This is a genomic window from Thalassobaculum sp., assembly GCF_965223715.1.
Taxonomy (GTDB): Bacteria; Pseudomonadota; Alphaproteobacteria; order Thalassobaculales; family Thalassobaculaceae; genus Thalassobaculum.
In genome coordinates, this window is the sequence record NZ_OZ245012.1 from 2,528,121 (window position 1) to 2,546,006 (window position 17,886).

The following is a 17,886-nucleotide window of genomic DNA, read 5'->3' on the forward strand; positions in this document are numbered from 1 at the left end:
CTCGATGGGCCTGCCTCCCGCCATTCTGTTCGACCTCGACGACACGCTGATCTCTGCCCACCTGCACCCGCGCAAGGCGTGGACCAAGGCGCTGCAGAGCCTGGACGGGCTGCCCGGCGATCCGACGGTCGAGGAGGCGGCGGCGGCGATCCACGGCTCGGCCCAATGGTACTGGTCCGACGCGGAGCGCCACCGGGTCGGGCGGCTGGACATCCTGACGGCCCGCAAGACCATCCTGACCCGGGCGTTCACGGAATTGGGCTGGGCCGAGAACGAGGCCCTGATCGACCGGCTCGGCCGCCACTTCACCGAGCAGCGGACCGCCGATACCAGGCTGTTCCCCGATGCGGTCGAGACCCTGGACGGCCTCGCCCAGCGCGGCGTGCGCCTAGGCCTGATCACCAACGGGAACGCGATCGAGCAGCGCGCCAAGGTCGACCGGTTCGAGCTGGCCCGGCATTTCCACCACATCCAGATCGAAGGGGAGGTCGGCTTCGGCAAGCCGGAGGAGCAGGCCTATGCCCATGCGCTGGAGAAGCTGGGCACCTTGGTGGAGGAGACCTGGATCATCGGCGACAACCTGGACTGGGAGGTGATCGTCCCCCAGCGGCTCGGCTTCTACGCGATCTGGCGCGACCCCGTCGGCAAGGGGCTGCCGGAGGGCCACGCGGCAAAGCCGGACCGGATCATCACGCGGCTGGCCGAACTTCTCGAACCCTGAACCCGGCCCTGGAAACGCGAACGGGGGCGCCGAAGCGCCCCTGCTGACCTTGAGCCGGTCGTGTCGCGCTGATTACGCGGCAGCAGCCTTTTCCTGAACGGCCTTCAGGATGGTCTGCGGCGAGCTCTCGCCATACGGGTCGGTCTCGCACAGGTCGGAGTGACCCGGCTCCTCGAACCACATCTCGATGACGCCGTCGTTGACGACCGCGCCGTAACGCCAGGAGCGCATGCCGAAGCCCAGATTGTCCTTGGCGACCAGCATGCCCATCTTGCGGGTGAACTCGCCGGAGCCGTCGGGGATCAGGCCGACCTTCTCCACGCCCTGAGACTTGCCCCAGGCGTTCATGACGAAGGCGTCGTTGACCGACAGGCAGTAGATCGCGTCGATGCCGGCAGCCTTGAAGTCGTCATACAGCTTCTCGAAGTCCGGAAGCTGGTAGGTCGAGCAGGTCGGGGTGAAGGCGCCCGGCAGCGAGAACAGGACGACGCGCTTACCCTTGAAGTAATCGTCGGTCGTCACGTCCTGCCAGCGATACGGATTCGGGCCCTCGATGGACTCGTCACGCACGCGGGTCCGGAACGTCACCGACGGAACCTTACGGCCGATCATATATCCCTCCATTGGATCGAAATCTGGACAGGTAATGTGAGGCACTACCAGATTGGAACCTGTCTAACCTGGATGGTCTGCCCCGTCGAGCGGGGAATTGTCGCACTGCACAAAATTGAACATTGCTTTGTAAATTATTGTTAAGCGATTGAATTCAGACCCCAAAGAAGCGGGCGCTGTCTTCGGCGGCGACATCGATATGGCGCTGCAGCACAGACGTCGCCATGTCGATGTCACCGGCCGCCGCTGCGGCGAGCATGGCGATGTGATCGACCTGAGACATGCGCTCACGCCCCATCATCGCCAGGTGAAAGCGCAGGTAGCGGTCATGCTCGGTAAGCTGTCGCTCCACCAGCCGGAGCAGCTTCGGACTCCCGGCCCGGGCATAGAGCGAGAGGTGGAAACGCCGGTTCAGTTCACCCAGCCGGCCATGGTCCGGTTCGCGGTCCATATCGGCGATCAGGTCCTCGGCCCGCTCCAGATCCTCACGGGTCAGATGCGGAATCGACTGGGCGAAGGCCACCGGCTCCAGCGCCCGGCGGATCAGATAGGTGTCCGCCTGATCCTGGGCCGAGAGCTCGGCCACCACCGCGCCCTTATGCGGGGTGAACTCCAGCAGCGCCTGTGCCTCCAGCTGCCGCAGCGCTTCGCGCACCGGCATCCGGCTCACATCGAAGGCCGCGGCCAGCGCCTCCTGCCGGAGCGGCGTGCCCGGAGGGATGCGCCCGTCCAGAATGGCGGCGCGCAGGGCCCGCTGGACGAATTCCGAGGCCGTGCGCGGCCGGTCCGCCTCCCCGGCGGCCAGGGCGGCGAAGTCGAAACCGTCCTCCGAGCTCATCGAAATCCATCCATTTGTTGATTGGATCCAATCTTAAGTCTACCCTCTGCCGGACTGAAGTCAAATCCCGTGCCGCCAACCCTCCGGGAACCTCCCATGTCCGACGCCCGACCCGAACCGATCCAGGCCTCCCCCGTCATCCCGATCTCCGCCGGCCTGCTGACCGCCATCGTCGGGTTCGCCAGTTCCTTCGCCGTCGTGCTCGCCGGGTTGCAGGCGGTGGGCGCCACCCCGGAACAGGCCGCCTCGGGGCTGATCGCGCTGTCCGCCGGACAGGGGCTGCTGATGATCGTGCTGGCCTGGCGCAGCCGGCTGCCGCTCAGCTTCGCCTGGTCGACGCCGGGGGCCGCGCTGCTGGTCTCCACCGGCCTGCCCCATGGCGGCTTCGCCGAGGCTGTCGGCGCCTTCCTGGTGGCGGCCGCCCTCATCGTGATCGCCGGGCTGTGGCGCCAGTTCGGCCGGGCCGTGGAGGCGATCCCGGCGAGCCTGGCCAGCGCCATGCTGGCCGGCGTGCTGCTGAACCTGTGCCTCGCCCCGATCGAGGCGATAAGTGAATTTCCCTGGCAGGCGGCGGCGATCATCGTCGTCTGGGCGGTGACCCTTCGTTTCGCCCGGCTCTACGCGGTCCTGGCGGCGGTGGTGGTCGCCGCCATCGTGATCCCGCTCTCAACCCCGTTGCCCGAGGGCGCGTTCCAGACCGCCTGGCCGGTGCCGGTGCTGGTAATGCCGAGCTTCAGTCTGGACTCGATCATCGGCATCTCCCTGCCGCTGTTCCTGGTCACCATGGCCTCGCAGAACATTCCCGGGCTTGCCGTGCTGAACGCCAACGGCTACCGGCCGGCCGCCTCGCCCCTGTTCGTGACCACCGGTGCCGCCAGCGTCGTCACCGCTTTCTTCGGCGGCCACATGCTGAACCTGGCGGCAATCACCGCCGCCCTGTGCGCCGGGCCCGACGCCCATCCCGATCCGAAGAAGCGCTACATCGCCTCGCTGACCGCCGGGATGTCGTACATCGTGATCGCGCTGCTTGCCGGGATCGCCGCCGCCTTCGCCACCGCCTCGCCGCCGCTGCTGATCCAGACGGTGGCAGGGCTCGCCCTGCTGGCCAGCCTCGCCGGCGCGGCGGCCTCGGCCCTATCGAAGCCGGACGAGCACCTTCCGGCCATCGTCACCTTCGTGACGACCGCCTCCGGCCTGTCGATCCTCGGCATCGGCGCCGCCTTCTGGGGGCTGCTGGCCGGCGGCGCGATGCTGGCGCTGCTGAAGCTCGGGCGCTAGGTCGCCGGCTTGTCCTGGCGGTAGGTGAAGGTCGCGTCGAACCGGGACTGCAGATACGGCCCGGCCAGAACCGGCGCGAACCTGGGCGCCTCGCCCGGGATTTCGCAGCTCGGCAGGCAGGCGATCTCCGCCTCCCAGTTCGGGTCGAAGAAAAACGGCATCGAGTACCGCTCCCTGCCCGAGACGTTGATCACCCGGTGGGGCGTCGCCTGGAACCGGCCGTTGGTCCAGCGGGCCATCTGGTCGCCCAGGTTGACCACGAAGGCGCCCGGGATCGGCGGGGCGGCGATCCAGTCGCCCTCGGTATTGCGCACCTGCAGCCCGCCACTGGCGTCCTGGGCCAGGATGGTCACGCAGCCGTAGTCCGTATGGGCGCCGCAGCCGATGGTTCGGGCCACCACATGCCCGCTCTGGGGCGGATAGTGCAGCAGCCGGAGCTGGGCGAGCGGCCGGTCGATCTTGTCGGCGAAGAAGTCGGGCTCCAGGTCGAGGGCGATGGCGAAGCCGCGCATCAGCCGCTCGCCGAGCCGGCAGAGCGCGTTGAAATAGGCATCTGCAGCCGCGCGGAACGACGGGTCGCCCTGCGGCCACTGGTTGGCACCATGCAGCGGAAGCCCGGCCAGCACCTCAGGATCGTCGGGACCGAGGTCGCGGCCGATATCGAAGCCTTCCTTGAGATCCGCCGTCATGGCGGGGTCGGTATTCTCCTCAAAGAGCGGAAAGTATCCGCGATGAACCGGCCACTTGCCGATATGCACCGCCATCTTTTCGTCCATCGGCCGGTCGAAGAACGCCTGCGCCTGGGCGAACATGCCATCGACCATCGCCTTGGGAATGCCGTGGCCGATGACGTAGAGGAACCCGACCCGCTCGGCCGCGTCGCGCAGCTTGGCCGCCACCCCGGCCTCATCACTGCCGTCCACCAGGGTCGAGATGTCGATGACGGGAATGCTGTCGAACCCGACCTCCCGCCCCTTCAGATCCTCGGAAAGCTCAACTTCCGCCAACGCACCCGAACCCATGGCACACCTCCGGCCGACGACGCTGGCCTTCAGTACACACCCGTCATAGGCGCGGCGCCAGGGAGAAACGTCGCCCGTAGCTCAGGAGCCGGTGGCGATCCGATGGGCGATCCGAACCACGTCGACCGCGTCCACCAGACGGGCCACATAATGGTCGCGCGGCGAGAAAGCGGCCGGTCCTTCGCCGCGGAAATTCTTCTCGATCGTGTCCAGCATCCGGTTCATCCGGCGCCGGTGCATGCCGAGCGAGCGCTGCAGCGGATCGGCGAGCACGCCGGCGAAGGCCGCGACGATGGCGCCGACCGCCGCCAGCGAGGCGACCGTCGTGCCGACCAGCATGGAACTCGCCGCCGCCGGGAAGGCGCCATACCACGCCCCACCCAGGGTCGCTCCCAGAGGGAAGGTGGTGACCGCCATATGCTGCGCCAGCATGCCGGCAAGCACCGGCCCCAGCGTCCAGACGCTCGGCGTGATCTGATGGGCGGCCGCATAACCGACGCCGGTGGACACCATCGCGCCGACGAGGTCGGACGCCGCCGCCCGGGTGCCGGTATAGGCGGCCAGGGTCTCCTCCACCCGGCGCCGGACGTCGGGATCCTCGGCATGCTTTGCGATCTCCGCCAGCGGCTCACCCAGGGCGTGATGCAGCCGCGGATCGGCGAACATGGCCTCGGCCAAGGCGTCGCGGGTCGACACCCGCTCGCCATCCGCATAGGGCAGCTCCAGGAACTCGGTCCAAAGCCGCCATTCCAGCTCGCGGTCGACCGAGGTGCGCAGAATCAGCCGCCGGCTCTTCATCCAGTGGCCCGCGCGCTTGGCGCCGACCCGCTCGACGACCATGCCGGACAGGTTTATCGCAAGCTGCGGCGGGACCAGCGCCACATTCAGAGGTGCGCGCAGGAGATCGAGGCCGAAGGCGTTGCGGTGCAGCCGGGCCGAACCCTTCCAGCCGAAATGGACGTCGATGAAGTCGTTCACCCGCGCCCGGCGGCTGTCCACATAGCGCGTGATCGCGTCGTCCACGACAGACCGCGCCGTCGACGGATCGAACGGCAATCCGGCGGGTTCGGGAACGGAGAGCGATTGGGGCGGCAAGTCTTGCATATTGTGTAGATGGCAATTCCGGCGCCGGGGTCAATGCAGGCGGGCGATTAGGCGGCTATTTCTTAAAATACGAACAATTCCAGACAGTTGCAATTTTCGAGTCTTGGCGTAGGCTTTGCATGGGAGATCCGCGGGACACGCGGAGTGGGACATGGTCAACAAAGTCGAGATATTCGAAGTTCATCTTCAGCGCGACGGTCAGTGGCGCATCGATTCAAGTGCCCATAGCCAGTCCGAAGCAGAAGAGCTTGCCAAGAAAGTCCTGAACCGCCAGGGCGTGACCGGCGTCCGTGTCGTCAAGGAGACGACCCGCGGCGACACCGCGCGCGAACAGGTGGTCTTCGAGAAGACCAAGAGCGGCGGCAGTGACAGAATCCTGATCGGTGATGTGGACTCGGCCCCGCTCTGCGAGGATGCAGACGCCCTGTTCGGCACCGACGGCCGCCTCGTCCTCAACCGCCTGTTCCGCAGCTATCTGGACAAGAACGGCGTCACCGCCAGCGAGGTGATGCACGAGTTCCGCGAACTGCGCCGGCTGATGGATGCCGACACCCTGATGATGTCGGGCGTGGGCAAGGTCGCCTCCCTGCAGGCCAAGGCCTACCCACAGGCGGGGGACGCGGCCGCGCGGCGCGACGCGCTGTTCGGCTTTCTCGACGCCCTGTCGGACCGGGCCCGCACAGCGGCGGCCCGCACACTTCCGGCCATCGCCCGGGAAGGCTACGGCGCGGTGGTCGAACAGCTCTCCGCCCAGGCGGAGAACGAGGACTGCGCCTATCTCATCCGTGTCGCCATCGCCCGGGAGCTGGTCCAGCAGCGCTCCTATTTCGGCAAGCTGACCCAGGCGGTGGACTGGGCCGCGCCGAGCGAGCACAAGCTCGGGCGGGAAGCGGCCGACATCTACATTTCCGACACCCTGTGCAACGGCGAGACCCTGCAGGATCTGCTCGGCCCCAAGAACAGCCTGGCCGACGCGCTCGGCGCACTCATCGAGCTTGCCTACGGTTCCTTCGACGCGGGAACCGAAGGCAAGCCCGACGATGCGCCCGAGGCCACGGCGAGCCGCCTGACCGGCCTGCTCGCCGACGGCGCGCTGCCGGAGAGCAGGATGGTCCTGGTCGACCGCATCCGCCGCCAGATGGAGGGCAAGGGCACGCTGTCCCGCGAGGAAGGTCAGGAGGAAGAGGCCCTGAAGGGGCTGGTCAGCCGCCTGATGCCCGACGACACCCTGCTGGGCGGCGGTCCGATGGCCGAGGCTCTGACCCACCGCCAGTCGCGAATCCTAAACCGCGGCGGCGCGAACGGGCTGCGCGAGGCGACGGGCCGGCTGCTTCCGACCTTCGGCGAGCCGGTGCGCAAGGCGGCCTACCTGATCTCCCTGTCCGAAAGTTCCCTGGCCGAGATCATCGGCGACGAGATCGCCCTGCAGCTTGAGGGCCTGTTCGTGCGGCCGGACTCGGTGAAGGCGATCATCAAGGACAACCGGCCGCCCAACAAGAAGATGCAGACGGTCACCGCCGTCTATCACAAGTTCCGGGACTCCTCGCTGGACGACACGCTAAAGACGCGGATCATCAACCGGCTCGACCATCTGCTCGCCCGCTACATCACCGAGGACAAGATCCTCGACAAGCTGGACGACCCCAACCGGCCGCTGCATGTGCGCGCCTTCATGTTGCTGTCCATGTGCAGCCCCGACATGCTGCCCGAAGGCGAGGCGTCAAAGCTGGCCCGGGCCATCGTGGTGAAGCACCTGCGCCGCAAGAACTTCGAGACCGAGCTGGTGGCGGACGTCCCGGGGCCGGAGAAGGAACGGGTGCTGCGCGACTTCCACGTCCAGCTCTACCGCTGCGGCTTCATGCAGTAGCGGCGGCATCCGGTCTCACGGATCGAACGGGTACCGTTTCAGCCACTCGCGAAGCTGCTTCTCGCCAATCAGGCAGTCATAGCCCTGGGCCCGCTGGAGCGGCGGGCGGGGCGGAGCCAGGCCGGCGATCTCCAAGACAAGCTTGCGTCGGATCGCCCGGCCGAAATCGGCGAAACCGTCGGCCGCGATCACGAAAGCCGACTGTCCGGTGATGACGCATTCCTCGAAGTAGATGTCCAGGTCCTCCAGGACCGGGAAGTTGAGCGGTCCGGGGTCGAAGTTCAGGATCACAAGGCCGTTGATGCCCACCCCCTGCTCCGCCGCCCGGCCGCGGGCGGTGAGGATCGGCATGCCGTGGTTGTTCGGCCCGTCGCCGGAGATGTCGATGATCCGACGGCTACCGGAGAAGCCGTTGCCCTCGAACATCGGCAGCGCATGTTCGATCACCCCGCTGATGGAGGTGCGGCGGCCGGTATGGGGCCAGCGGCCTTCCAGCTCGGCGAGGAACCCGGCGGCAGCGGCGGCGCCGTCGATCAGCCGCCAGTCGACCACCGTGCGCGCCGTGCCGAGACCGGCCCATTCCACATAGGCGAGCGCGATCCGACCCAGGGGTCCCGACGTGACGGCGGCGATGACCTCGTCGCTGGACAGGGCGGAGACATAGCCCTGGCGCTGCAGCATGGCCTCGGAGGTGTCGATGGAGCCGGAGACGTCGACCGCAAGCACAAGTTCGAGATCGACGGCCTGCTCCGCCCGCGCCGACGCGGCGGCACACAGCATCGCGATCAGGAGCAACGCGCGGACCATGACCCTATTGCAGGGGAAGTGGCGGAGCCTGTCCAGAGGGTGAGGATCGTGGCGCCCTTCGACACGCTCCCTGCGGTCGCTGCTCAGGATGACGTCGTTGAAGTAATTTTGGCCGCACCCTGAGCGGCCCCCGCTTCAGCGGGGGCATGTCGAAGGGCGCCGCGAGGACCGCGCGACTACTCCGCCAGGGCCGCAAGCTCGTCGATGGTGACCGGCTTGGCCGGCGGGCGGATGTGGTAGTAGCCGACCTCGCCCGGCGCCATCGCCTTGGCTTCGGCCAGCACCTCCGTCACCGTGTGGCCGCACAGGCGGCCCTGGCAGGGACCCATGCCGGCGCGGGTATAGGCCTTGAGCTGGTTCGGGCCCTGGGCATGGCCGGCCACCTTGCGGATGTCGGCGGCGCGCACCTCCTCGCAGCGGCACACGACGGTCTGATCCGCCATCCGGCCGATCCAGTCCGGCGGCGGGAACATGGCGTCGAGGAACCGCCGCAGCCAGCGCTGGCCGGTCAGCCGGTCGAGGTCAGGCGCCACCCGGATCTCGCGCTCCGCTTCGGCAATCTTTCCCAAGGACAGCGCCACCGTCGTCGCCGCCACCCGGCCCGACGCCTCGGCCGCCTCGGCACCGAGAATGCCGCCGCCGTCCCCGGCGACATAGACGCCCGGCGCCGAACTGCGGCCATAGCCATCGAGCACCGGCCGGAAACAGCGTTGGCGCGCGTCCCAGGCATGCTCGGCCTCGACCAGCCGCGCAAGCTGCGGGTTGGGTATCACCCCCTCGTGCAGCGCAAGGGTATCGGCCTCCAGTTCCCGGGTGATGCCGCTGGCATCGGTGAACCGCACCACCCGCAACGCGCCCTCGCCCTCGGCCCGGATGCCGGTCACACCGTTCCAGACCTGGCGGGCAGCACGGCCGTAGGCGGCCCGCAACCGGCGCCCCTTCAGCATGGTCCGGCGCGCGCCGACCAGGGCCAGCGGCAGCCACAGCATCGCCCGGTTCAACGCGCCCGGCGGGGTGGTGTCGAGGATCGCCTCGATCTGCACGCCGACCGCGGCATACTGGCTGGCCAGGAGCATCAGCAGCGGCCCGCTTCCCGCCAGCACCACGCGGCCCTGGGGATAGACCCCGGACTGCTTCAACACGGTCTGCAGCGCCCCGACCGTGGTCACGCCGGGCAGGGTCCAGCCGGGGATCGGCACCGGACGCTCCATTGCCCCGGTCGCGATCAGCACGGCGCGGGCATTGACCGTCTGTGCGGCTCCCGCCTCCGACCAGACGACCTGGCGCCCGTCGGACTTCGTCATCGGCCCGATATGCCAGACGGTCGCGCCCTGGCGCCGGTCGACCGCGAAGGCGGCGCGGGCCAAGGTGCGGCCATGGGCGTAGTCGCGGCCGAGAAAGGCGAGGTCGGCCGGTCGCTGCTCGGTCACCCTCTCCACATTGCGGTAGATCTGGCCGCCCGCCGCCGGCTGTTCGTCCAGGATCAGCGCGTCGAGCCCGAGCGCATGGGCGGTCGCCGCGGCACTCAGCCCGGCTGGGCCGGCGCCAATGACGACGAGGTCGCGCATCATCCCTGCCCCCGTCCGGTGGTGACGACCATGCCGTTGCGGACGGGCACGAGACAGGCCTGGCGGTCGGCGACGCCGTCGATCTCCACCAGGCACTCGAAGCACACGCCCATCTGGCAGTAGGGCGCACGTGGCTCGCCGCTGACGGCGGAGCGCCGGATCGCCTGGCGGCCGGCGCCGAGCAGCGCCGAGGCGACGGTGTCGCCGTCGCGGGCGACCAGGCGCTCGCCATCGACGGTCAGGGTGACACGGGCGGCCCTGGTCGGACCGGCAAGCCGGGCAAAGGTCATGGCTTCGCGCTCTCGGGAGCTTCACCGGCGGCGACCAGCCCGCCGAGGCCAATCAGCACCGCCCCGGAGACCCGGTCCATCCAACGGGCGAACCAGGGATTGGCGGACAGCTTGCGGGCCACGCCACCCGACGCGAAGGCGATCAGGACGTCGGAGGGAATGGCGGTGAAGACGACGATCAGGCCGAGGATCAGGCTCTGCGCCGTCACCGAGCCGGCGGCCGGGTCGACGAACTGCGGCAGCAGGGCGAGGAAGAACAGGGCCGTCTTCGGGTTCAGCACCTCCACCAGGATGCTTTCGCGGTAGATCTTCCCCATGGACTTCGCCGGCACCCGGCCGACCGGAACGACGATGCCGCCGGAGTCCCGGAAATGCTGGATGCCGAGCCAGACGAGATAGGCGGCACCCGCCCATTTCAGCACCGTGAACGCCTCGGCCGAGGCCAGGACGATGGCCGAAACGCCCAGGGTCGCCGCCGCCACATGGGCGAAGGAGCCCGTGAACAGCCCGGCCGCCGCCACCACCCCGGCGCGCGGGCCCTGACTGACGCTGCGGGCCATGATGTAGAGGTTCGACGGGCCGGGCGACAGGTTCATCAGCACGGCGGCGACGGTGAAGACGATCAGGGTGTCGAGCGACGGCATCTCGGGCTCCTCAGCGGGCGAAGCGTTTGAAATGGAACGGTTCGAAGCGCTGCGCCAGCGTTCCCTGCAGGATCGTTGGAGCCAATTCCAGCGCGTGGGCTGCGGCCAAGGTCACCCCGCTGTGGCAGGTGACGACGAAGGCGCCGGGGCAGGTCTCGCTCTCCGCATAGATCGGGAAACCGTCCGGCGACATGATCCGCAAGGCGGCCCAGGTCCGCACGATCCGTGCCGTGCCCAGGGCCGGCACCAGCCGCCGAGCCCGGTCCGCCAGCCTGGCCGAGGTGGCGATATCCAGCTCGGTGCTGTAGCCGATCCGCGCGTGGCTGGCGCCGATCATCACCGAGCCCTCCTCGGTCTGGCGCAGCCGGCCGATCGGGTGGCTGAACAGCTTCGGCATCCGCTGGGTGACCAGGATCTGGCCGTGGTCGGGTGCCGTCGGCACGTCGAGCCCGACCATCGGTCCCAGCCGACCGTTGCCGAGCCCGGCGGCCAGCACGATCTGGTCGGCATGGACCGTGCCGCGGGCGGTCTCCAGCACGAAGCCGTCACCCGTATGCCGGAGCCGCTCCACCTTGTGGTCGAGCCTGTGATCCACCTTGTGGCGCGCGAGGCCGGCGTGCAGGCCGCGCAGCAGGTAGAGCGGGCTGACATGGCCGTCATGGGGACAGAAGCTTGCCCCGGCGATATCCGGGCTGAGCGCCGGTTCCAGCTCGCGCGCCTCGGCGGCGGAGATCATCCGAACGTCGTTGCCGCCGACGCCCGGCTGGTTGTGCATGCGCTTCACCGACAGTTCGGCTTCGGCGTACTCCTGATCATCCAGACAGGCTTCCACCCCGCCGGGCTGGCGCAGACCGACATCGACGCCGTCCTCCTCACCGATGGCGGCGGCGAGCTCTGGCCAGATATCGGCGCTCTTTCGGGTCCAGGCAGCGTATTCATGCATGCCCTCGCCCTTGCCCTGCACCCAGACCAGGCCGAAATTGCCGCGGCTGGCGCGGAAGGCGACGTCGCCCTCGTCCAGCACGGTGACCTTGGCCCCTTCCCGCGCCAGTCCCCAGGCGACGGCGGAGCCGACAAGACCGCCGCCGATGACGGCGACGTCGCTCATGGCTGGGCCCTCACAGCCCCGCCTCCACGTCGTCCTGCTGCTTCTTGGCGAAACCGACGATCACCGAGCCATCGGCCATCTCGAAGATCGGCCGCTTGATCAGCGCCGGGTTGGCCTGCATCAGGGCGACGGCACTGTCGTCCGCCTCGGCCGCCGCCTGGACCTCGGCCGGCAGGCCGCGCCAGGTGGTGCCGCGCCGGTTGATCAGCGTGTCCCTGCCGACGGCGGCGAGCCACTCGGTGATCCGGTCGGCGGTCAGCCCGTCGGCCCGTACGTCCTTGAACGCGAAGGCCGCCTCCTTGCCCTCGAGCCAGGTCCGGGCCTTCTTGCAGGTATCGCAGTTCTTCAGCCCCCAGACGATGATCACAGCCCGCTCCCCCAGTCGTCGATCATCAGCAGCATGGCCTCCAGGCACTTGCCGGCGAGGTGCTTGCAGCGGTCCGGCGACCAGCCGACCTCCGGCATCGGGTTGTTGGCGGTGTCCTTGAACGGCATCTCCAGCGTCATCGCCGGACAGCGGAAGGTGCTGGCGATATGCCCGGTGGAGGTGGTCAGGTTGCCCTTGCCCGGGGACGCCTTGGGATAGCCGTGCTCGGTCTGGAAGTCGGGGGTCAGGCGCGCCAGCTCGGCACGGAACCGGTTCAGGGGGGCGAGATGCGCCTCGGTGACGTCGGGCACGCCCTCGTAGCCGGCGATGAAGTTGTAGGGCAGCCCCTCGTCCCCATGGGCGTCCAGGCACATGGCGACCCCGGTCTCCCCCATGCGCTTGACGACGTGATAGACCTCGGGGCTCTTCTCCAGGCTCGGCTCGCGCCACTCCCGGTTCAGGTTGGTGCCGGCGGCGTTGGTCCGCAGGTTCCCGCGATAGACGCCGTCCGGGTTCATGTTCGGCACCAGATGGATCGTCGCCCTGGACAGTAAACCCCGGGTCACCGGGTCCTGGGCGTCGCAGAGCTTGTCCACGATGCCTTCCACGAACCAGCCGGCCATGCTCTCGCCGGGATGCTGGCGGGCGATGATCCAGAGCGGCTTCTCGCCGGAACCGAAGGTCAGCAGGTCGAGGTCGCGTCCCTCCAGGGTCGAGCCCAGCCGCTCGGCCCGGGCCGCGCCGCAGGACTGGGCGAAGGCGACCAGATCGGCATGCTGCTCCAGCGTGTAGGGCGCCAGATACGCGAACCAGGTGAAGTCCGTCTCGGGTGTATGGGAGATGATCAGCCGGCCGCCGTCATACCGGGTCTCGGTGCGCCACCAGTTGGCCCGGTCCTCCGACACCACCGCGCGGTAACCCTCCCAGCCCTTCGGATAGCTGGAGGCGCCGGCATTCTCGATGATCATGGTCAGCGGTACGCCCTTCGCGCCCGAGACGCGGAAGTAGAACCACTGGAAGAAGTCGGAATTGCCGTCCTTGCGGATCGTGAGGCGGATATCGCTCGGATCGGATGCGTCGACGACCTCGATATTGCCGCCGTCGAACTGGCTCGAGATATGGATCACGGTCTCTCCTGGGCGCCGGGTGGCCTCAGAACCTAGCCCCCGGTCCGGAGATTGAAAAGACCGGGGAGCGCGCCGCGCCGGAATGTCACCGTGCATGCTATCGCGGGTTATCCGGGGACCCGTGCCTCGTGCCCCATCCTGCTGCGTCCGCGGGAGCCGAGCGCCTTCCCAGGGCGGAGCCGCAGCAGGCCGGAGGCCACCGCCTTGCCGAAATTGTCCGAGGAGACGAGCCCCTGAGCGAAGGGATGCCGCCGGAGCAGCAGCGGGAGCGAGACGCAGAAGATCTCCTGCGCCAGTCCCGGCTTCAATTCGAGGCGGAAGCCGTTGCGCGCCCGGCTGCGCGGGTTCTTGCGGAACGGATCGGACTCCTCCACCGCCTCGGCCAGGCTCTTGAACCCCAGCTCGTTCAGGGTCATCGCCTGCTGGCCGCGGGCGTCGATCAGGGTCTCGAAAGCCTCCTCGGTGCCGCTTCCCTCGAGGACGAACGCACCGTCGCGGCGCACCACCCGCCCCCGTTCCCCCAGGGCCACCACCGACAGCACCCCGGCCCGCCTGAGGACGAGCAGCTTGGCGATCGAGGCGTGCGGCACGCAGCCATAGGCGTCGGCGAAGACCGGCTTCAGCGTGCCATGGAACCGGCGCAGGTCCCGGTCGGTCAGATAGGGCAGGACCAGGGAGAACATCTCATGGGCGCGCATGAGGGTGTAGCGCCACATGACCGTCCGGCGCGCCCGGTGATTGCGGCGGGCTTCCGCCAGGTTCGCCCTGGTGGCGACGAACAGGTCGCTGTTTTCCCGGCGGGCGAAATAGGCGCGGTTGACGCCTTCCGGGGTGAACCGCTTGAGGGACATCGCGGCGAAGAAGTCAGGGTCGTCCTGCAGGAGTTGCGCGCGGAACAGCCGCATGACCCGCGAGAGCAGGCCGATCCGGCCGCGGGCGACCTCCCGCTCGATCGCCGCCTCGCTGAAGATGTCCAGCGGCTCCTCCGGGATCGGATAGTAGAAATCGGCCTCCGGCAGCAGGCCCTTGCGCGACAGCAGGGCGATCCGCGGCAGGCTGCCGGAGGTTGGGGTGTAGGTGATGCGCCCGCCGATCTCCTCGAACGCGCCATAGCGGGTGGCCAGAGTCAGGGCGGCATCGATGGCGCTCAGGGAGGAGCCGATGATCGCCGCCGACCGGTCCTCGCCTAGCCGGAGCTTCTTCAGCGGATAGGGCGAGCGGTAGAGATAGGGCGCCTCCCGTGTCGCCGTCTGCCGATGACCCGTCGCCACCACTACCGCGTCGGCCCGGAAACGCCTCGTACCCTCGGGGGTGTTCGCGACGATGCGGAAGCCGGTCTTGCCCGGCACGATATCGGCGACGCGGTGGTGTGTGAGCACGGTGACCCGGTGGCCGCGCTGCGCCGCCTTGCGGCAGAGGGCAGCGAATTCCGCGGCGAAATAGTCGCCCAGCACGACCCGGGGGTAGAATCCGCGCTCCGCGATCGCCGACCGCGCGATGCCGTAGCGGTCAAGCCGGCTGTCGGAGAGGGAGTCCAGCCAATCGACCAGCGTTCGGGTCATCGGCGGGATCTCGATGGAGACGATATTGGCGAGAACGCTGGGCGTGTTGAACCGGCGGCTGTAGGGCATGCCCGGCCCGGCGCGGTCGCCCGCCTCGAAGACGCGGATGTCGAGCCCGGTGTCGGACCCGATGAGATATTTCAGCGTATAGGCGGCCGTCGGACCGGAGCCGACGAGGACGATCTTTCTGGACACGGCCACTCCGAAGCGACGCGTCGCCCCCCGGTAACGCTGCCGGATAACGCCGCAGACGGGATTGCGTTCCCGCCTTCCGAAGCCGCCACTGTCACAAATGCCTCGCCCAACAGGGGCTACTCGGCGGCAGCAACCTTGCTGCCGGCCTTCGGGTCGAAGGCGAAATAGCGGTTCTTCAGCGCGGTCTGGTTCTCGTAGATCGACCCCTCACGCTTGGCCTTGGGATAGGGCAGCCGCACCGGGCAGTCGACCACCCGAGGGGTCAGGGTCGAGGTCCCGGCGATCATCCGGCTCTCGTTCTCCTCCCAGCTCGACGGCAGGCCGCGCAGGTCCCAGGCATCGGCGGCGGCGATCTGATAGAGCAAGAGCTGGCGGTCCCGGCCGGAGGTGTTCTGGGCCGAGCCGTGCACCGCGCGCACATGGTGGAAGGTGCAGGAGCCCGCCTTGCCGGTCAGCGCCACCGCCTTGGAGAAGTCCAGGTCACAGGCGCTCGGGTCCATGGCCCCGGCGAAATGCCCGTCCACGTGGTGGTCGTAGGTCGGCCCCTTGTGACTGCCCGGCATGACCATCAGCGGGCCGTTCTCCTCCGACGTGTCGTCCAGCAGCACGCCCACGGCCAGCACGTCGTCGTTGGTATGCGGATAGAACGCCCAATCCTGGTGCCACTCCACCGGCGAGCCGTATTCGGCCGCCTTGATGTTGATCTTGCCGCCATGCAGGCGCAGGTCCGGCGAGACGATCTTGGAGAGGATGGCGATCAGGTTCGGGTGCTCGACCATGTCGCGGAACACCGCATCGGCCTCGAACGGCTTCTTGATTCGACGGACCCGCGGGTTCTCGGGCGTGTGTCCCGGCTCCAGGTCGTAGATGCTGTCGTGGTCGGTCAGGCCGCGCGCCTTGTCGATCAGGCCGGCCAGCGCGTCGCGCATCGCCTTGACCTCTTCGGGCGCGTAGACGTTCTCGACCACCAGGTAGCCGTTCTCGCGATAGAACGCGGCATCTGCCTCGCTGATCATTCCCTAGTCCTCCGCATGGGGCCGGATCTGTCGTCCGTTGCCTAGATTTCACCCTGCGGGGCATGGGTCGTCCAGACCCGAAGTTCCGACCCGAGGAAGGGCCGGTCGGTGGCGGAGACGGCCGTGTGGCCGATTGTCCAGCCGGTGACCGGCGCCGCCCGCTCCAAGCCCTGGGCCGAGGCGCCCCGCAAGGACGACCAGGTGGACGCGTCGTCCCAGCGCCAGAGCAGGCCGCCCGGCCCCATCGCACCATGAAGCGCGATCTGGATGTCGAAGGCCGCACCCGGCGCCAGGGAGGGGCCGTACCAGGTATGGGGACTGCGCCCGGGTGCCGAGCCCAGCACCACCAGCAGCCGCTGATCCGGCCCGGCCAAACCGATCCACAGCGGCGGCACCGCGTCGTCGCCCGCGCTCCCCTCCACCAGGGTCTGGGCCTGGGCGGCGCCGCCGGACGCGTGCCCCGCGATCCGCCAGAACCGGATGGAGGCGCCCAGCGGTCCGTCGGCGACCGGCGTCTCGTCGACCGGTCCGCCCCCCAACTCCTGCCACCAGGTCACCGGCGGGACGACCGGCGGCCAGGACAGCGCCTCGCGCACGGTCCCGGTATCGTCGACCACCCGGAACCGGAAGCCCTGGTCGTCCAGGGCTGCCTGCAGGGCGTGCAGGTATTCCAACCCTTCTGGCATCCGGTGGGCGGTCCCCGCGCCGGCACTGGTCACCTGCAGCACGCCGTCATGCACCTGAACGTCGAAGGCCAGGATGTGGCTGCAGAGAAAGGCCAGCACGCCGTGCCGTACGAGTATGGCCCAGAACGCCTCTGCATGGGGCGGGCCGATCTCGCGCTGGAACGGTCCTTCGAAGCCGTTCACCGGGTAAACCGGATGGTGGCCGATCACGAGCTTGTGACGGGCATCGGCATGCGCCGCCAGGGTGGCGTCCAGCCAGTCCGTCTCCACATGCCCCTCGCCGCCCAGCCCCGACCACAGGGTGTGCACGAAGACCATCAGCAGGTCGCCGCGCCGCACCCAATAGGACAGCCCCTCCTGACCCGGCGGCCCGTTGCGCGGCAGATGCGCCATCACCTCGGCGAAGACCCGCTCGCTCATTGGGTCGTAGGTCGTGTGGTTGGCGGTGGTGTGGAACAGCGGGATGCGGTCCCGGTCAAGCCAGGCCATCTCCACGTCGAACCAGTGCCGCCACTGGGCGCGCAGGGCGGCCTCGTCGCGGGTCAGGCCGATGATCTCGTCACCGGGGAAGACGATGAACTCCGGCTCCGGCGAGAACCGGCGCACCACCGCATTCACCCGCGCGAAACTCGCCTCGTGCCGCCCACCCGGCTCGCCGGCGCAGGCATCCCCATAGATCACGAAGCGATGACCCGTCCCCCGGGGCTCAAGCGCCGGGATCGGCGGCATCTCGGTCATCGCGATGGACGGTCGTCGTCGTCCTCGTCGTCCGCCTCACGCGCCAGGCGCCGTTCGACTTCCATGCGGGCGGCCGTCTCCGCCTTGAGCTTGCGCTGCCGCTTCCACAGCTCGATCGCGTACATCAGGAAACCGAAGATCACGCCGGCCATGAGGTCCTGGGTGATCAGCTCCTCGTTCAGCGGCCGGGGCGGCTGGAACACGCCGTTCACCTGCATCACCATCAGCAGGCCGGCGAAGACCACACCGTTGACGACACCGCGGACGGCGGGGCGCTGCCAGAAGGTGGGCGGGGGCGGCTGGTCGTTCTGTTCGTCGCTCATCAGGCTACCCTAG

General features: G+C 68.6%; 18 protein-coding genes. 3 read left to right on the forward strand and 15 right to left on the reverse strand.

Going from position 1 to position 17,886, the window contains the following annotated elements:
• Positions 1-4 precede the first annotated feature (4 nt).
• Entirely contained in the window at positions 5-721 is a 717-nt protein-coding gene (locus ACOQOP_RS11620) for an HAD family hydrolase (RefSeq protein WP_420566499.1), read from the forward strand.
• Between the two features lie 72 nt (positions 722-793).
• Here ACOQOP_RS11620 and ACOQOP_RS11625 read toward each other — a convergent pair whose 3' ends face one another.
• Entirely contained in the window at positions 794-1,333 is a 540-nt protein-coding gene (locus tag ACOQOP_RS11625) for a peroxiredoxin (RefSeq protein ID WP_420566500.1), read from the reverse strand.
• 154 nt (positions 1,334-1,487) lie between these two features.
• A complete protein-coding gene (locus ACOQOP_RS11630) occupies positions 1,488-2,171 on the reverse strand; it encodes a GntR family transcriptional regulator (protein ID WP_420566501.1) in 684 nt (227 codons plus the stop codon).
• Positions 2,172-2,267: 96 nt separating this feature from the next.
• Here ACOQOP_RS11630 and ACOQOP_RS11635 point away from each other — a divergent pair, with 96 nt between their 5' ends.
• Positions 2,268-3,449: a benzoate/H(+) symporter BenE family transporter gene (locus ACOQOP_RS11635; protein WP_420566502.1), complete on the forward strand. Its 1,182-nt coding sequence runs from the start codon at positions 2,268-2,270 to the stop codon at positions 3,447-3,449.
• Here the strand turns inward: ACOQOP_RS11635 and ACOQOP_RS11640 are convergent.
• The gene (locus ACOQOP_RS11640) at positions 3,446-4,471 is read right to left on the reverse strand and encodes an isopenicillin N synthase family dioxygenase (protein ID WP_420566503.1); all 1,026 of its coding nucleotides are present in this window, start codon (positions 4,469-4,471) and stop codon (positions 3,446-3,448) included. The two genes, ACOQOP_RS11635 and ACOQOP_RS11640, sit on opposite strands and share 4 nt — an antisense overlap.
• A gap of 81 nt (positions 4,472-4,552) precedes the next feature.
• Positions 4,553-5,494: a DUF6635 family protein gene (locus tag ACOQOP_RS11645; protein ID WP_420561975.1), complete on the reverse strand. Its 942-nt coding sequence runs from the start codon at positions 5,492-5,494 to the stop codon at positions 4,553-4,555.
• Between the two features lie 232 nt (positions 5,495-5,726).
• On the opposite strand from ACOQOP_RS11645, the gene ACOQOP_RS11650 reads away from it, so the two are divergent.
• Positions 5,727-7,442, forward strand: coding sequence for a hypothetical protein (locus ACOQOP_RS11650; protein WP_420561976.1), 1,716 nt, complete (start codon positions 5,727-5,729; stop codon positions 7,440-7,442).
• Positions 7,443-7,457: 15 nt separating this feature from the next.
• Here the strand turns inward: ACOQOP_RS11650 and ACOQOP_RS11655 are convergent, their stop codons facing one another.
• The 11 genes from ACOQOP_RS11655 to ACOQOP_RS11705 form a co-directional block, all read right to left on the reverse strand.
• A complete protein-coding gene (locus ACOQOP_RS11655; protein WP_420561977.1) occupies positions 7,458-8,249 on the reverse strand; it encodes a DUF1194 domain-containing protein in 792 nt (263 codons plus the stop codon).
• Positions 8,250-8,425: 176 nt separating this feature from the next.
• Positions 8,426-9,817, reverse strand: coding sequence for an FAD-dependent oxidoreductase (locus ACOQOP_RS11660; protein ID WP_420561978.1), 1,392 nt, complete (start codon positions 9,815-9,817; stop codon positions 8,426-8,428).
• A complete protein-coding gene (locus ACOQOP_RS11665; RefSeq protein ID WP_420561979.1) occupies positions 9,817-10,107 on the reverse strand; it encodes a (2Fe-2S)-binding protein in 291 nt (96 codons plus the stop codon). The genes ACOQOP_RS11660 and ACOQOP_RS11665 overlap by 1 nt, the downstream gene beginning before the upstream one ends.
• Positions 10,104-10,751 carry a LysE family translocator gene (locus ACOQOP_RS11670; RefSeq protein ID WP_420561980.1) on the reverse strand — a complete coding sequence of 216 codons (648 nt, stop codon included), beginning with the start codon at positions 10,749-10,751 and terminating at the stop codon, positions 10,104-10,106. Before ACOQOP_RS11670 ends, ACOQOP_RS11665 begins: the two co-directional genes overlap by 4 nt.
• 10 nt (positions 10,752-10,761) lie before the next feature.
• Positions 10,762-11,859 (reverse strand): NAD(P)/FAD-dependent oxidoreductase, encoded by a 1,098-nt coding sequence (locus ACOQOP_RS11675; RefSeq protein WP_420561981.1) that lies wholly within the window; start codon positions 11,857-11,859, stop codon positions 10,762-10,764.
• Between the two features lie 10 nt (positions 11,860-11,869).
• Positions 11,870-12,226 (reverse strand): Spx/MgsR family RNA polymerase-binding regulatory protein, encoded by a 357-nt coding sequence (locus tag ACOQOP_RS11680; RefSeq protein ID WP_420561982.1) that lies wholly within the window; start codon positions 12,224-12,226, stop codon positions 11,870-11,872.
• A complete protein-coding gene (locus ACOQOP_RS11685) occupies positions 12,223-13,353 on the reverse strand; it encodes a M14 family metallopeptidase (RefSeq protein ID WP_420561983.1) in 1,131 nt (376 codons plus the stop codon). Before ACOQOP_RS11685 ends, ACOQOP_RS11680 begins: the two co-directional genes overlap by 4 nt.
• Positions 13,354-13,460: 107 nt before the next feature.
• Positions 13,461-15,110: an FAD/NAD(P)-binding protein gene (locus ACOQOP_RS11690; RefSeq protein ID WP_420561984.1), complete on the reverse strand. Its 1,650-nt coding sequence runs from the start codon at positions 15,108-15,110 to the stop codon at positions 13,461-13,463.
• 116 nt (positions 15,111-15,226) lie between these two features.
• Entirely contained in the window at positions 15,227-16,126 is a 900-nt protein-coding gene (locus ACOQOP_RS11695; RefSeq protein WP_420561985.1) for a phytanoyl-CoA dioxygenase family protein, read from the reverse strand.
• A 41-nt stretch (positions 16,127-16,167) separates the two neighbouring features.
• Positions 16,168-17,550 carry a hypothetical protein gene (locus ACOQOP_RS11700; RefSeq protein ID WP_420561986.1) on the reverse strand — a complete coding sequence of 461 codons (1,383 nt, stop codon included), beginning with the start codon at positions 17,548-17,550 and terminating at the stop codon, positions 16,168-16,170.
• Positions 17,547-17,873, reverse strand: a complete 327-nt coding sequence (locus ACOQOP_RS11705; RefSeq protein WP_420561987.1) for a hypothetical protein — start codon at positions 17,871-17,873, stop codon at positions 17,547-17,549. The genes ACOQOP_RS11700 and ACOQOP_RS11705 overlap by 4 nt, the downstream gene beginning before the upstream one ends.
• Positions 17,874-17,886: the final 13 nt, after the last annotated feature.

Coding starts and splice junctions, on each gene's coding strand:
- ACOQOP_RS11620 (WP_420566499.1), top strand. CDS start 5: ATGGGCCTGCCTCCCGCCATTCTGTTCGACCTCGACGACACGCTGATC.
- ACOQOP_RS11625 (WP_420566500.1), bottom strand. CDS start 1,333: ATGATCGGCCGTAAGGTTCCGTCGGTGACGTTCCGGACCCGCGTGCGT.
- ACOQOP_RS11630 (WP_420566501.1), bottom strand. CDS start 2,171: ATGAGCTCGGAGGACGGTTTCGACTTCGCCGCCCTGGCCGCCGGGGAG.
- ACOQOP_RS11635 (WP_420566502.1), top strand. CDS start 2,268: ATGTCCGACGCCCGACCCGAACCGATCCAGGCCTCCCCCGTCATCCCG.
- ACOQOP_RS11640 (WP_420566503.1), bottom strand. CDS start 4,471: ATGGGTTCGGGTGCGTTGGCGGAAGTTGAGCTTTCCGAGGATCTGAAG.
- ACOQOP_RS11650 (WP_420561976.1), top strand. CDS start 5,727: ATGGTCAACAAAGTCGAGATATTCGAAGTTCATCTTCAGCGCGACGGT.
- ACOQOP_RS11655 (WP_420561977.1), bottom strand. CDS start 8,249: ATGGTCCGCGCGTTGCTCCTGATCGCGATGCTGTGTGCCGCCGCGTCG.
- ACOQOP_RS11660 (WP_420561978.1), bottom strand. CDS start 9,817: ATGCGCGACCTCGTCGTCATTGGCGCCGGCCCAGCCGGGCTGAGTGCC.
- ACOQOP_RS11665 (WP_420561979.1), bottom strand. CDS start 10,107: ATGACCTTTGCCCGGCTTGCCGGTCCGACCAGGGCCGCCCGTGTCACC.
- ACOQOP_RS11670 (WP_420561980.1), bottom strand. CDS start 10,751: ATGCCGTCGCTCGACACCCTGATCGTCTTCACCGTCGCCGCCGTGCTG.
- ACOQOP_RS11675 (WP_420561981.1), bottom strand. CDS start 11,859: ATGAGCGACGTCGCCGTCATCGGCGGCGGTCTTGTCGGCTCCGCCGTC.
- ACOQOP_RS11695 (WP_420561985.1), bottom strand. CDS start 16,126: ATGATCAGCGAGGCAGATGCCGCGTTCTATCGCGAGAACGGCTACCTG.
- ACOQOP_RS11700 (WP_420561986.1), bottom strand. CDS start 17,550: ATGACCGAGATGCCGCCGATCCCGGCGCTTGAGCCCCGGGGGACGGGT.
- ACOQOP_RS11705 (WP_420561987.1), bottom strand. CDS start 17,873: ATGAGCGACGAACAGAACGACCAGCCGCCCCCGCCCACCTTCTGGCAG.